Below are 14,190 nucleotides of genomic sequence, written 5' to 3' on the forward strand. Positions count from 1 at the left end.
ATTACCGATAAAGCCACAGGCAATACAGACGGTACACTGACCAAAGGTAAAAACGCTGAAATCAAAGGGACTTATATTAAGGTAGAGGGCAGCGACCCTAAAAACGGCATTGTCTTTAAAAACTTAGACAACAACCAAGAAACCAAACTCCCTATGGAAAACATCGTCCTTAATGAGCCTTCAAGATTATTGATATTAGTTCCTGCAGATTTAGCGAGTGGTAATTATGAAGTGAGTGTCCTCACACAATATGCCAAAGGTGGCACTCAAGTAAAAGAACCAAGGGTAGGAGTATTAGCAACTACGGTAGTCATTGGATAGAGGGAAGCTTCCCTCAGTACCTATGATGGTGTTCCCTACGAGTATAGGGAATAGTACCCTACGATAATATACCATATTTCCCTTATGATAAATAAAAACGACTCTCTAAAAATTAGGGAGTCGTTTTCACTCAAAATAAATCGTTGTGAGTTTATCGAAGTCTGTCTACAGATTTTACGAGCCTGTCGTCTCTGCGGATATAGATGTTGGCAATCAGCAAACATACTATAGCGATCAACGGAAATAGCGGCTCAATACCTTTCTCAGGAAAATCCATTCCTCCAGGTAAGTTGAGTAGCCAGTAAGACAATAAACCGATCAACAAAGCGTTTATAAAAATGCTGATGTTGTTCAGCATCAATTGTCTTGTTCTGTTTTTATAACTAAAAATACTATAACCTCCTAATACAATAAGCGCAACACAGCCGAGTAAAACACTTAGGTTTCCCATTCCAAACAACGCCACATCCCTCCCTGTAATAAAGAGAAATAAACCTCCTAAAGTCGCTAAAACTAACCAAACCGTCTGTATTCTTTGTAGCATTTTATGATCGTTATAAATAATTTGAATGGCAAAAGTACTAATATTTTTTTGTAATTCCGAAAAATAGTGTAGATTTGCAACATTAACTATTAGAAAGCCACCATTTCTGGGTGTGTTTTTAAATCATTACCAAAATTGATTATTACTAAACAAATTATAGAAAAAAGAACATTATATGTTTGATTTTGAAAGCCTTGAGTCAAAATCCGCATCGGAGATTACTCAAATTACTAAAGATTTAGGTGTTAAAACTAAAAGAGGTAGCACAGCAAAAGAAAAAATCTATGCTATCCTAGACTTCCAAGCCGTAAATCAGGACAAAATAAAGGAATACCTAGATGCCAAAGCACCCGCTGAAACGCCCGACGACCAAGCGACTAAAAAAACACCAGCGAGAACTACTACAAAACGAAAACGAATGCCTAAAAAACAGGAAGACGCTACTCCCAATGCTGAATCAACAGCTAAAGTAGAGGAAAAAGAAACCAAAGAACCAGCCGCTGAACCTGAGGCAAAAGACAATACAAAGGAAGAAAAGCCTACTAGAAATACCCAAAGAGGCAGAACGAAAAAGAAAACAGAGCCTGCAACTTCCAAAAATACTGCCGACACCCCTTCTGAAAGCACTCAAGAAAATAGTGGTAAAGACCAATCCAACACATCGGCAAAAACCAACGCAAACAATAAAGGACGAAAAAATAACCAATCTAAAAAAGAAGACGCTACACCAGAAAAATCATTCAACTTTGATAATTTGGTTACGATAGAAGGCGTTTTAGAAATTCTTCCAGACAACTATGGTTTCTTGCGTTCGGCAGACTTTAATTATATTTCTTCGCCAGATGATGTCTATGTCTCTACCAACCAAATTAGAAACTATGGACTAAAAACGGGCGATACCGTAAAAGGCTTTGTAAGACTCCCAAAAGAAGGCGAAAAGTATTTCTCACTTCAAAAACCTATCGAAGTCAATGGCAGAGACCTAAGTTTTATTAAAGACAGAGTAGGTTTTGAACATTTAACGCCATTATTCCCTCAAGAAAAATTCAATTTGGTAGGCAATAATGCTACGCTTTCCACGAGAGTAGTAGACCTGTTTGCACCGATTGGTAAAGGGCAAAGAGCCATGATAGTAGCCCAACCTAAAACGGGTAAAACTATGCTCCTTAAAGAAATTGCCAACTCCATTTCTGCCAATCATCCAGAAGCGTATATGATGATTCTTTTGATTGACGAGCGTCCAGAAGAGGTAACCGATATGCAGCGTAGCGTTAATGCAGAAGTGATTGCTTCTACCTTTGATGAATCTGCGGATAAACATGTAAAAGTGGCGAACTTAGTACTTTCTAAAGCCCAAAGAATGGTAGAGTGCGGACATGATGTGGTGATTCTTTTGGATTCTATCACCAGATTGGCAAGAGCCTACAATACCGTAACGCCAGCATCGGGAAAAATTCTTTCTGGTGGGGTAGATGCCAATGCACTCCATAAACCAAAACGCTTCTTCGGTGCCGCAAGAAAAATTGAAGGCGGCGGTTCATTAACGATTATTGCCACAGCATTAATAGACACAGGTTCCAAGATGGACGAAGTAATTTTTGAAGAATTTAAAGGAACGGGGAATATGGAATTGGTATTGGATAGAAAAATAGCCAACCGCCGTATATTCCCAGCTGTGGATTTAACGGCTTCCAGCACGCGTAGAGACGATATTCTTCACGACGACCTAACCCAGCAACGCATGTGGATTCTTAGAAAATATCTATCTGATATGAACCCTGTTGAAGCGATGGAATTTGTACAAAAACATATGAAAGGGACTTTAAATAACGAAGAGTTCTTAATGTCTATGAACAAATAAGCCTTAAATACTAAAAAAATGAACTTTACAAAACGGCTATTTTTCTTTTTAATCATCAGTATGGTAGGGCTTACCAAAGCCCAGTTCACCATGCACCCTATGCTAAAAGTTGGCTACGACTATCAAAATTCTAATTTTGGGGAAGTTGGTGCAACCTTCTTATTTTTAGAAAAAGATGATGTGCTCTATCGCATGGGTGGCAGTGCATTGGTGGGCAGTAGCCACGGAAAAATAGCCGTTTTGCCTAAGTTACAAGGCGATATTCTTTTAAATTTTCAAAAAGGAAAAAGCCTTAGACATTCTTATTATTTCCTACTCGGTGCCGAAGCAACCACTAAATATATCACACCCAAAGCAGGCATCAGTATTTTTGGGTTAATGGATTTTAAGGGGGGCTATGGCTTCCAAATTCCTAATCAAACCCTAAATGGCAAAGTGATGAAAGGGTTTAATTTCAACTTTACGCTTAATATTCCATTGGTGGTATTTAAGAAATAAATCTTAACTTTGAGGTTTTAAAACCTCAACCATGCAGAATATCCAGCAGATACGCCAGCAGTTTCCTATTTTAGACCAAACCATTAATGGCAAGCCCTTAGTGTATTTAGATAATGCCGCGACTTCTCAGAAGCCATTATCCGTTCTTAAAGCCTGCGAAAATTATTATACAAAATTAAACGCTAATGTTCACAGAGGCATCCATACCCTAAGCCAATGGGCAACGGAAGCGATGGAAGAGGCTCGAAAAAAAGTGCAACATTTCATTAATGCACAGCACGACTATGAAGTGATTTTTACCAAAGGAACAACCGAAGGGATTAATCTAATCGCTTATGCACTGACTTCGCAAATTAAGCAAGACGATGAAGTCATCATTTCGTATTTGGAACACCACTCGAATATTGTGCCTTGGCAAATGCTTTGCGAAAGAACGGGAGCTAAACTGAAAGTCATTCCTATGGATGAACAAGGTAGATTACAAACGCAAGTCTTAGACGAATGGTTATCAGAAAAAACCAAATTGGTAGCCGTTAACCAAGTATCTAACGCCTTAGGAATCATTAATCCTATTGATACCATTATCCAGAAAACAAGAGAATTATCCAATGCGTTCATCTTAATTGATGGGGCACAATCCATTCCACATTTTAAAGTAGATGTTCAAGCAATGGACTGCGATTTCTTTGTGTTTTCAGGTCATAAAATGTATGCGCCAATGGGAACGGGGATTCTCTATGGGAAAGAAAAAGTTTTAGAAACGCTATCGCCATTCCACGGTGGTGGCGAGATGATTGCCACTTGCTCCTTCGACGGGACAACTTATGCAGGCTTACCTTTTAAATTTGAAGCAGGGACGCCAAATGTAGGCGGAAATATCGCACTAGGTGCGGCGGTAGATTTTATGTTAGAAATAGGACACGAAACCCTTCAGTCCCACGAAACAGCATTGATAGATTACGCTCAAAAACAACTAAAAACCATAGAAGGGCTAAGGATTTATGGCGAAAAAGCCCCAAGGGTAGGCGCTGTATCGTTTAACTTAGAAGGCGTGGGTATTGCTTCGGATGTGGGAATGATTTTGGATAAAATAGGCATTGCCGTAAGGACGGGACACCACTGCACGCAGCCGATTATGGATTATTTTAATATTGCAGGAACGGTAAGGGCGAGTTTTGCTATTTATAATACTTTAGAAGAAGTGGATACTCTCATCGAAGGTTTGAAAAAAGCCCAAAGAATGTTGGCATAAAATACACATTAATTATGAAATTAAAATGGTGTTACTATCTATTCATCTTACTGCTTTATTTAGGGTGTACTTCAGTAGCTCCTCTACCCTATCAATTTCAAAAAAAGTGGATGCTGGTAGAATTTCAAGGTTATAAAAAGCAGGATTTAATGGCTCATCAAGCCTATCTCAATATGAGTCCTACGATGACCAATCCTCATCAATATTTTATTTCTATTGATGGTAAAAAACATTATTTTAGAATAGAATTTCTTAATGGTAAAAAGGTGAGTATTATTCCCTTAGGTATTCCTAAATCCGCTAATTCTAAACTAGAACAGCAATGGGTAGAGCTACTACCAACCTTAAACCGTTATAAAATAAAAGGTCATTTTTTAACCCTTTATCATCCTAATGGCAAAACCATAAAATTAGTGGCAGAAGATTGGGATTAAATTAGTCTAAAAAACTTATATTTGGTAAAATTTTAATGATATGGAACCTACATTTAAAAAAGAAGACCGCGATATTTTATTCCTTCTACATCTATCCCAGTTGCTTAATTTTGTCACGGGTTTTGGGGGCTTAGTCGCACCCATTATCATTTGGTTAATTAAAAAGAGGTCCAAAACCTTGACCAACAAGCCAAAGAAGTCATTAATTTTCAAATTACTATGTTTATAGCGGTATTGATATGTATTCCGCTATGCTTCATCTTTATCGGAATATTTTTATTGATTGGTATTGGTTTGGTTTCCATTATTGTCCCTATAATCCAAGCCATCAATGCTAAAGATGGACGACCTGTACACTATCCATTAACTATAAGATTGGTTAAATAAATTTATGACGGCTCAAGATTATAGCGAAGCCCTCGATTGGCTTTATAAGCAGATGCCCAACTATCAGGTAGATGGCAAAAAGGCATATAAACCTGGACTAGACAATATTAAAAAACTCTGTGAGTATTTTGGTAATCCGCAGCAGCATTTTAAATCTGTGCATATCGCAGGGACTAATGGTAAAGGCTCTACCAGTAACATGATTGCCGCAGTATTGCAAGAGGCAGGCTATAAAGTAGGGTTATATAATTCGCCACATTTAATCCATTTTACCGAACGCATCAAGGTCAATGGAACGCAAGCCCATCAGGATTTTGTATTTCAATTTATACAAGAACTCAAACAACTACCCAAAGATATTCGCCCTTCGTTTTTTGAGTTTACAACGGTAATGGCATTTGAATACTTTAAGCAACAGAAGGTAGATATAGCCATCATAGAAACGGGACTAGGCGGCAGGCTAGATGCGACTAATTTGCTAAATCCTATCTTAACGGCAATTACCAATGTAGCCCTAGACCATCAGGATATTTTGGGCGAGACTTTAGAAAAAATTGCCGTAGAAAAGGCGGGGATTATAAAGCCTCATACCCCCATAATTTCAGGTGAAGAAAAGCCCAATATTAAGACCATATTTCAAAATATTGCAAACAGCCGAAATGCTCCGTTTATAGATGCCACAACAATTAAAACAGCCTTAGCCTCTGATTTAAACGGTAATTATCAAAGAAAAAATATCAGAGTTGCTATAGCGGCAATCGAACAATTAAGAAATCTAGGCTTCAATATAAGCGATACCAATCTCGCAAAAGGCTTACAGCAGGTTCAGAGCCATACGGGGTTTATCGGTCGGTGGTATGAATTTTCTCATGAGCCATTAACCATTTGTGATACGGGACATAACCAAGCAGGTCTAGAAGCCGTGTTGCAACAACTTGAACAATACCCCCAGCATCAACATATCGTACTCGGTTTTGTAAAGGATAAAAAAGTAGACGCTATCATTCCGCTATTACCCAAAGAGGCGACCTATTATTTTGTAACACCTGCCATCAGTAGAGGACAGTCACCAAAATGCTATGAGCCACTACTCAAAAATGCCCAACTTAATTATAGAATTTTTAGTAGTGTAGATGAAGGTTATATCGCCGCAAAAGCCTTATGTAAGGCAGAAGAGATGATATTTATAGGCGGAAGTAATTTTGTAGTGGGAGAATTTTTAGAAAAAAATTTGTCAATTGACAAATAACTTGTATATTTGCACCACTCAAATGAAAAAATTTGAGGGCGGTTAGCTCAGTTGGTTCAGAGCATCTGGTTTACACCCAGAGGGTCGGGGGTTCGAATCCCTCACCGCCCACTAAGGGCTCTTAGCTCAGTTGGTTCAGAGCATCTGGTTTACACCCAGAGGGTCGGGGGTTCGAATCCCTCAGAGCCCACAACAAAACCTCAGCAACATTGCTGAGGTTTTTTATTTTAAATAAACCGATTTATTTTTAAAACTTAAAATTACCCAATTTATCAAATTCGGATTTATGATAAATCCTATCCACACTACCCTGCTCCAAGATAGCAATATTATCGCAAGTATGGAATAAAGTTTCAATAATATGAGAACTGACTAAAACTATTTTATCTTCTGATTTTAAGTGATTTATAATATCATATAGGATATGAACCCCTTCAAAATCAACGCCATTAAAGGGTTCATCTAAAATATTAATTGGCTTATCTAATAGTAGCATTCCCAGAAGTGCCAGTTTTTTCTTCATACCACTAGAATAGTCTTGAACATATTGATTTAGTGGAAGTCTGAACTCCTTAATCCATTCCTCAACTTTTGTATTATTTTTAGTTGAAAAATAAGCAAGATACTCTTTCCCTGTAATATAAGGATAAAAGTAATTCTCTGTTTCTAGATAGGATACCTGCTCGCGTTTCAAACGCTGATGATGAAGGGTAATAGTGCCTGAAAATTTTATATTTCGGTATAGGCTTTCAAAAAAAGTCGTTTTACCAGCTCCATTTTTACCCAATAACCCGAGAACGCTTCCTAGCTCAACTTTTAAATTAAGCCCATCTAGCACTAGATACTTATTAAAGCTAACCTGTAAATCTTTAACTTCCAACATAATTACTAATATTTTGCTTGGCTAATTTTCTATTTTTAATGATTACAAACCACGCTGAGACTATGGTTATACAGTATAAAAAATACACTAGAGAAGTCCCCATATCCAAATAATGAAAGTTTTTGTGATGGTACATTTTATATTTCCGCTTCAAAACAAGCAAAAAATAAGTGTTCATAAAAAGGAAATAATAAATTAAATAAAGGCTAGACTCATGATTTAACACCAAAAATAAGAGATAAGTAGGTAATAGCAAATAATTAAAAACCTCATATTCAATTTTATTTTATCATCAAAAGAATAGGTTTTAAAGTACATTTCTAGCATCTCTTTACTTTCATTATTTTCAAAAATATTTTGAAAATAGCCCGAAATCAATAGTCCAAATAATATCAATGAGGATGCATGATAATCCGATAAAATAACCAAAGCATAACACAAAATAAAAATCCATGTATGCTTCCTTAAAAAGCTTCGCCATTCAAATAAAGCATTGGGTACAAAATTCCATTTTATATCTACTTGAACTCTATTTTTAGGATAATAAAATGAAAAATAGTATTAAAACTAAAAATATAGACCACCCAAGGCGTTCCATTTTATAATGAATATTACTCACTAAAAAGAAACCATATATCAACGCCGATTCTAAATAAAAAATCATCCTCCAACTTCTAACAAATACTTTTTTTAGAAAAGGAATATCTTTCCTGTTGAAGTGAAATATAACGCTCATTGCAAAGAACACCAGCGGGTAATAATGAGCCGCTGGCAATTTTACAGAAATCAACAGTCCTAAAATAAGTAAAATAGGCGAACTGACCTTAGTATTCAGATTAAATATTCTAAACCCTTGATTGATTCTAAAAATAAAATGATGGGAAAATTTTGAAAACAATATTAGTCACATTAAGGTAGTAATTCAAATTATTCGCCTCAAATATAGTAATTTTTTGAGGCAATTAAGCGAAATAATTGCCTCAAAATTTAAAACCTAAGATTTTTTAAATAACAACGGTGTTATAAAATCCTTTTCGCCATTGCCTCTGGCTGGGGAATATTCCCTACCATAAAAGATAATTTGCAGGTGCAGCGTATTCCATTTGTCTTTTGGGAATAGTTTTTTCGCATCTTTTTCTGTTTCTGTTACATTTTTTCCAGAAGTTAATTTCCATTGTTTCATTAAACGGTGGATATGCGTATCCACAGGAAATGCTGGCACCCCAAAGGCTTGGCTCATCACCACAGATGCTGTTTTATGACCTACACCAGGCAATGCCTCTAACTCTTCAAAAGTCTGAGGAACCACACCCTCATGTCTTTCTACCAAAAGTTCTGCCATGGCTTTTAAATTTTTCGCCTTGGTATTAGACAGTCCTATTTCTTTAATTAATTCTTTAATTTCCGTCACCTCTAAATCTTTCATTTTAAAGGGCGTATCTGCAACTTCAAAGAGTTTTGGGGTCACTTCATTTACCTTTTTATCGGTGGTTTGTGCAGAAAGTGCTACGGCTACCAGCAAAGTATAAGGGTCTTTATGGTCTAAAGGGATGGGCGTCTCGGGATAAAGTTGCTCTAATTCTCTTAAGACAATTTCGGCTCTTTGTTTTTTGGTCATTTTAAACTAAATTTGGAACAAAAATAAACATTATGATAAACATAGGCGACAAACTCCCCGATTTTGAGGGACAAAATCAAGAGGGCAAAACCATCACCTCTGCCGATTTTAAAGGTAAAAAATTAATTGTATTTTTCTATCCTAAAGCCAATACGCCTGGGTGTACCGCAGAAGCTTGCAACCTTAGCGATAATTATTCAGAGTTAAAAAAACAAGGCTATGCCCTACTCGGCGTAAGTGCAGACCCTGTAAGCAAACAGAAAAAATTTCACGATAAATTTTCTTTCCCTTTTGATTTAATGGCTGATGAAGAGCGACACCTCATCGAAGCCTTTGGCGTATGGCAACTTAAAAAATTTATGGGTAAAGAATTTATGGGTATCGTAAGAAAAACCTTTATTTTTGATGAAAATGGCGTGTGTACCAGAATCATCGAGAATGTGAAAACCAAAGACCACGCCGCTCAAATTTTAAACGACTAATCTAAAACCTAACACTTTATGAAACTAAAAACTTTATGTCTGGGTGCTGCAACGATAGCCTTAGCATCTTGTAGCGTTCAACAAAATTCCAGTACTGCAATGACTTATCCCAAAACTAAAAAAGTAAATCATACCGATACTTATTTTGGCACTCAAATTCAAGACCCTTACCGTTGGCTAGAAGACGACAGAGCCGAAGATACCAAAGATTGGGTACAACGCGAGGTTGCTTTTACCCAAAACTATCTTTCCAAAATCCCTTTTAGAGAAGCTATTAAAAACCAACTAAGAGAGATTTGGAATTACGAAAAAATTTCTGCACCTTTTAAAGAGGGCGACTACACTTATTTCTATAAAAACGATGGATTACAAGCACAGTCCGTACTTTATAGAAAAGATAAATCTGGTAAAACCGAGGTATTCCTAGACCCTAACCAATTTTCAAAAGATGGAACCACTTCGCTAGCGGGTATTTCCTTTAATAAAAAAGGGAATCTAGTGGCTTACAAAATTTCCGAAGGTGGTAGCGATTGGAACAAAATCATCATTTTAGATGCATTGACTAAAAAGCAATTGGACAAAACTTTAGTTGATATAAAATTCAGTGGTATAGCTTGGCTGGGCGACGAAGGCTTCTTTTACTCAAGCTATGATAAACCCGACGGCAGTGTGCTTTCTGCTAAAACCGATATGCACAAAATCTATTTCCATAAGCTAGGAACACCACAGTCTCAAGACCAACTTATCATCGGAGGTGAAGATTTTAAAAGACGCTATATGGGGGCTTCGGTTTCTGATGACCAAAGATACCTCATCATTTCTGCTGCCAATGCTACGAATGGCAATGAACTTTACATCAAAGATTTAAAACGAAATACCGATTTTATTCCTATCCAAAAAGGCTACGAAGTCAATACTGATGTAATAGATACCAAAGGTGACTATATCTATGCGATAACCGATAAAAATGCCCCCAATATGCGCTTGGTAAAGTTTAATATCAACCAACCGCAACAATGGATAGATGTAATTCCAGAAACCGAAAATGTACTTAGCGTAACCACGGGAGGCGGCTATATTTTTGCCAACTATATGAAAGATGCCATGACTCAAATTCAGCAACTGGACTATAATGGTAAAAAAATCCGAGAAATCGCTTTACCTGGTAAGGGAACGGCTGGTGGATTCTCTGGAAAGCAAGAGGAAAAGGAATTATACTATTCTTTTACCAACTACATTACGCCAAATACCATTTATAAATTTGATGCAGATTCTGGTGTTTCTTCGGTTTATCAAAAATCTAATGTGAAGTTTAATCCAGAAGATTATGTTTCAGAACAAATATTCTATACCTCTAAAGATGGTACTAAAGTCCCTATGACCATTAATTATAAAAAAGGGATAAAATTAGATGGTAAAAACCCAACGATTTTATATTCTTATGGAGGATTTAACATTAGCCTAAGACCATCATTCTCGGTAGTGAATGCCGTTTGGATGGACAATGGTGGCATCTATGCCGTGCCAAATATCCGCGGAGGTGGAGAATATGGTAAAGAATGGCACGATGCAGGGACGAAAATGCAAAAGAAAAATGTGTTTAATGACTTTATCGCCGCAGGGGAATACCTTCAACAAAAAGGCTATACCTCGCCAGAGTTTATGGCACTTTCTGGGCGTTCTAACGGTGGATTATTAGTAGGTGCTACTATGACCATGCGCCCTGACTTAGCCAAAGTGGCATTCCCAGGGGTAGGTGTTTTGGATATGCTAAGATACCACACCTTTACCGCTGGTGCAGGTTGGGCGTACGATTATGGTACTTCTCAAGACAATAAAGAAATGTTTGAATATTTAAAGTCATACTCGCCAGTCCATAATGTAAGAAAAGGCGTATGTTACCCTTCTACCATGATTATCACCAGCGACCACGATGACCGTGTGGTACCAGCACATTCCTTTAAATTTGGTGCAGAATTGCAGGAAAAACAATCTTGTAACAATCCAATTTTAGTGCGTATAGAAGTAAATGCAGGACATGGTGCAGGACGCTCTACCGAACAAGTAATCGGTGAAAATGCAGACCTATTAAGTTTCGCATTGTATGAAATGGGATTTAAAACTTTAAGAAAGTAATAGCTCCTCTGTATTATAAAAAGTCCGTATTTTACTGTATAAATACGGACTTTGGTGTTTTTAAAATAGAAAGTTTTAATTGCTCTCTTGTCGGTTTAGATATTTTAGTAGGAAGTTTGCTTATCTGCACGGTAAAGCTCTATATCTGCTTGGTAGGGTTGGGTATTTTAGTGGGAGGTTTGCTTATCTGCATGGTAAAGTTCTATATCTACTTGGTAGGGTTGGGTGTTTTAGTGGATGTTTTACTTATCTGCACGGTAAGGTTCTATATCTGCTTGGTAAGGTTGGGTGTTTTTATCAGTTTGTAGTATTGATAAAAAATCAAGTCTATCCAAAAATAGATAGACTTGACAAAAGTTATGAAAAGTAAAACAATTATTTTACTAGTTGCAATTCTTCGATTAAATTGGTTGCTCCTGCGTATTTATCCACTACCCAAAGTAAGAATCTTACATCTAAGTTGATGGTTTTTTGTAGTTTTGGCTCAAATACAATATCTCCACTTAGGGCTTCACTGTTACCATCAAATGCTAAACCAATAAGATGTCCGTCTGCATTAATAACTGGTGAACCAGAGTTACCTCCCGTAATATCATTATTAGAAAGGAAATTAATTGGCATATACCCTGCTTTATCTGCATAGACACCGAAGTCTTTGTTTTTATATAATTTTAGCACTCGCTGAGGCAAATCAAATTCTGGATCATTTTTTTTATATTTCCCGATCATTCCTTCCATAGTGGTATAATAATTATTGGTTACACCATAATAATTTCTATCGGAACGGATAGGTAAAGTGTCTACCGTACCGTAAGTTAAACGCATAGTAGAGTTGGCGTCTGGATAGAATTTCTTCTCAGGCTGAGACTTCATTAATCCGTTTAAGAATAGTCTAGTATTTTTATCAAAACTTTCTTCTATTGCGCTGTATTTCTCTCCTTGATTTTTTTGCTCATCAACATAAGTATTGACCCAAGTGTAAAGTTTATCACTCTTTAGCCGATCCAAATTAGGTTGATTTAAGAAGTTTGAAGCTGCTGACTTGTTGGCAAATACAGATTGAAACGCCATCATGGCTAGAGCTTTAGGTTCAGCATTCAGCAACGCTGTATTTTGAACTTCCTTAGCTACTCTTGCTTTATAAAGATTGGTAAGAGTTACTAGCATATCTCCTTCTAGCTCAGTATTGAAATGCTCATAAAACTCATTGATGGCTTTTTCTACCTCTGGTTTCATTTTCGCTTGGGAAGTTGCATCTTGCTCTGCATAAGTTTTTAGAAGATTTCCTAAACGATACGCCACTCCAATATATTTAGCGTTTCTTTGAAGTATCGCATTGTAATTTCTCTCAACATTTCTATCCGAAACTTTACCATAATAATCTTTAATTTGGTCTAGTACATAAGCGTAAGTTTTAGCATGCTCTGGCTGAGATGCCCATTCAAGATATTTTTTCTCTAGGTTTTGTTTCTCGCTAATGGTTCCATTTTTATTCACAGCCTCTATGGTACCTGCTCTATTTTTCCAATAGTTAGCCACCGAAGCATATTGAGATGCATAGTTTAATCTTGTAGCATCATCTTTATCCATATACTTCTTCATTACATCCATAGCGGCTTTTGACGCCTCTACCCACGCTGGATAGTCTTTGTTAACCATCTGAGAAATACCATAAGAAGTCAAATAACGGTTGGTTCTACCTGGATAACCTAAAATCATCGCAAAATCTCCTGGTTTTACACCTTTTAAGGAAACTGGTAAAAAGTGCTTAGGCTTCATAGGAACATTGTTAATATTGTATTCCGCAGGGTTTCCATCTTTATCTGCATAAACACGGAAAATACTAAAATCTGCGGTATGTCTTGGCCACTCCCAGTTATCGGTATCGCCACCATATTTACCTAATGAAGCAGGTGGTGTCCCTACTAAACGAACATCCTTATAATCTCTATATACGAAATAATAAAACTCATTTCCATTAAAGAAATCCTTCACCACTACGGTATATTTTCCATTTTCAGAGTTTTCTGCTTTAATGGCATCGTATTCTGCTTTGATGATGGCTGCTCTTTCCTCCGCAGACATATCATTATTAAGTTTGGAATTAATTCTTTCCGTTGCATCCCCCATTCTCTCTAAAAATCTTACATAAAGTCCTTTAGAGTTCAGTTCATCTTTCTTCTTCATTGCCCAGAAGCCGTTCGTTAAATGATCTTTTTCTGGTGTAGAAAGTGCGGCAATGCTACCGTAGCCACAGTGGTGGTTGGTAAAAATAAGCCCTTCAGGCGATACAATTTCCCCAGTACAGAAGCCCCCAAAACTTACAATAGCATCTTTTAAACTAGAATGGTTAACTGAGTAAATTTCTTCTGGCGTTAGGTGCAGACCTTCCTTCTGCATATCAACTCCATTGAGTCGCTTAACCAGCATCAGAAGCCACATACCTTCATCTGCTTTCATTTGTACAAAACTCAACATAAATGTGAGTGCAAGCAATAATCTTTTCATAAAATTTGTATTTATAT

General features: G+C 36.9%; 12 protein-coding genes, 2 tRNA genes and 1 pseudogene. 11 read left to right on the forward strand and 4 right to left on the reverse strand.

Annotated elements, in window-relative coordinates:
• A partial coding sequence (locus C237_RS0103910) for a DUF4469 domain-containing protein (RefSeq protein ID WP_018675190.1) occupies window positions 1-321 on the forward strand: 321 nt, incomplete at its 5' end.
• Window positions 322-472: 151 nt separating this feature from the next.
• On the opposite strand, the gene C237_RS0103915 is transcribed toward C237_RS0103910, so the two are convergent.
• Window positions 473-865: a DUF4293 family protein gene (locus C237_RS0103915; protein WP_018675191.1), complete on the reverse strand. Its 393-nt coding sequence runs from the start codon at window positions 863-865 to the stop codon at window positions 473-475.
• 175 nt (window positions 866-1,040) lie between these two features.
• Here C237_RS0103915 and rho point away from each other — a divergent pair, with 175 nt between their 5' ends.
• The 8 genes and pseudogenes from rho to C237_RS0103955 all read left to right on the forward strand — a co-directional run bounded on the left by rho (window position 1,041) and on the right by C237_RS0103955 (window position 6,736).
• The gene (rho, locus tag C237_RS0103920) at window positions 1,041-2,726 is read left to right on the forward strand and encodes a transcription termination factor Rho (RefSeq protein WP_018675192.1); all 1,686 of its coding nucleotides are present in this window, start codon (window positions 1,041-1,043) and stop codon (window positions 2,724-2,726) included.
• Window positions 2,727-2,744: 18 nt separating this feature from the next.
• Window positions 2,745-3,224 carry a hypothetical protein gene (locus C237_RS0103925; protein WP_026315475.1) on the forward strand — a complete coding sequence of 160 codons (480 nt, stop codon included), beginning with the start codon at window positions 2,745-2,747 and terminating at the stop codon, window positions 3,222-3,224.
• Between the two features lie 31 nt (window positions 3,225-3,255).
• Entirely contained in the window at window positions 3,256-4,476 is a 1,221-nt protein-coding gene (locus C237_RS0103930) for an aminotransferase class V-fold PLP-dependent enzyme (protein ID WP_018675194.1), read from the forward strand.
• Between the two features lie 14 nt (window positions 4,477-4,490).
• A complete protein-coding gene (locus C237_RS13890; protein ID WP_018675195.1) occupies window positions 4,491-4,910 on the forward strand; it encodes an META domain-containing protein in 420 nt (139 codons plus the stop codon).
• Window positions 4,911-4,950: 40 nt separating this feature from the next.
• Window positions 4,951-5,297, forward strand: a pseudogene (locus C237_RS14195) (DUF4870 domain-containing protein).
• 4 nt (window positions 5,298-5,301) lie between these two features.
• Window positions 5,302-6,546 carry a bifunctional folylpolyglutamate synthase/dihydrofolate synthase gene (locus tag C237_RS0103945; RefSeq protein WP_018675197.1) on the forward strand — a complete coding sequence of 415 codons (1,245 nt, stop codon included), beginning with the start codon at window positions 5,302-5,304 and terminating at the stop codon, window positions 6,544-6,546.
• Window positions 6,547-6,582: 36 nt separating this feature from the next.
• A tRNA-Val gene (locus C237_RS0103950) sits at window positions 6,583-6,657 on the forward strand.
• 4 nt (window positions 6,658-6,661) lie between these two features.
• A tRNA-Val gene (locus C237_RS0103955) sits at window positions 6,662-6,736 on the forward strand.
• Between the two features lie 57 nt (window positions 6,737-6,793).
• Here C237_RS0103955 and C237_RS0103960 read toward each other — a convergent pair.
• The gene (locus C237_RS0103960; protein ID WP_018675198.1) at window positions 6,794-7,429 is read right to left on the reverse strand and encodes an ATP-binding cassette domain-containing protein; all 636 of its coding nucleotides are present in this window, start codon (window positions 7,427-7,429) and stop codon (window positions 6,794-6,796) included.
• 994 nt (window positions 7,430-8,423) lie between these two features.
• Entirely contained in the window at window positions 8,424-9,047 is a 624-nt protein-coding gene (gene nth / locus C237_RS0103970) for an endonuclease III (RefSeq protein WP_018675201.1), read from the reverse strand.
• Window positions 9,048-9,079: 32 nt separating this feature from the next.
• On the opposite strand from nth, the gene bcp reads away from it, so the two are divergent.
• Both bcp and C237_RS0103980 read left to right on the forward strand, forming a co-directional pair.
• The gene (bcp, locus tag C237_RS0103975; RefSeq protein ID WP_018675202.1) at window positions 9,080-9,529 is read left to right on the forward strand and encodes a thioredoxin-dependent thiol peroxidase; all 450 of its coding nucleotides are present in this window, start codon (window positions 9,080-9,082) and stop codon (window positions 9,527-9,529) included.
• Window positions 9,530-9,547: 18 nt separating this feature from the next.
• Window positions 9,548-11,665, forward strand: a complete 2,118-nt coding sequence (locus tag C237_RS0103980) for a prolyl oligopeptidase family serine peptidase (RefSeq protein WP_026315477.1) — start codon at window positions 9,548-9,550, stop codon at window positions 11,663-11,665.
• Window positions 11,666-12,040: 375 nt separating this feature from the next.
• Here the strand turns inward: C237_RS0103980 and C237_RS0103990 are convergent, their stop codons facing one another.
• The gene (locus tag C237_RS0103990) at window positions 12,041-14,173 is read right to left on the reverse strand and encodes a S46 family peptidase (protein ID WP_018675205.1); all 2,133 of its coding nucleotides are present in this window, start codon (window positions 14,171-14,173) and stop codon (window positions 12,041-12,043) included.
• Between the last annotated feature and the right edge of the window lie 17 nt (window positions 14,174-14,190).

Origin of the sequence: Riemerella columbina DSM 16469, from assembly GCF_000374405.1 — a bacterium.
Classification (GTDB): domain Bacteria; phylum Bacteroidota; class Bacteroidia; order Flavobacteriales; family Weeksellaceae; genus Riemerella; species Riemerella columbina.

Coding starts and splice junctions, on each gene's coding strand:
- C237_RS0103990 (WP_018675205.1), bottom strand. CDS start 14,173: ATGAAAAGATTATTGCTTGCACTCACATTTATGTTGAGTTTTGTACAA.
- C237_RS0103980 (WP_026315477.1), top strand. CDS start 9,548: ATGAAACTAAAAACTTTATGTCTGGGTGCTGCAACGATAGCCTTAGCA.
- C237_RS0103945 (WP_018675197.1), top strand. CDS start 5,302: ATGACGGCTCAAGATTATAGCGAAGCCCTCGATTGGCTTTATAAGCAG.
- rho (WP_018675192.1), top strand. CDS start 1,041: ATGTTTGATTTTGAAAGCCTTGAGTCAAAATCCGCATCGGAGATTACT.
- C237_RS0103915 (WP_018675191.1), bottom strand. CDS start 865: ATGCTACAAAGAATACAGACGGTTTGGTTAGTTTTAGCGACTTTAGGA.
- C237_RS0103925 (WP_026315475.1), top strand. CDS start 2,745: ATGAACTTTACAAAACGGCTATTTTTCTTTTTAATCATCAGTATGGTA.
- bcp (WP_018675202.1), top strand. CDS start 9,080: ATGATAAACATAGGCGACAAACTCCCCGATTTTGAGGGACAAAATCAA.
- nth (WP_018675201.1), bottom strand. CDS start 9,047: ATGACCAAAAAACAAAGAGCCGAAATTGTCTTAAGAGAATTAGAGCAA.
- C237_RS0103930 (WP_018675194.1), top strand. CDS start 3,256: ATGCAGAATATCCAGCAGATACGCCAGCAGTTTCCTATTTTAGACCAA.
- C237_RS13890 (WP_018675195.1), top strand. CDS start 4,491: ATGAAATTAAAATGGTGTTACTATCTATTCATCTTACTGCTTTATTTA.
- C237_RS0103960 (WP_018675198.1), bottom strand. CDS start 7,429: ATGTTGGAAGTTAAAGATTTACAGGTTAGCTTTAATAAGTATCTAGTG.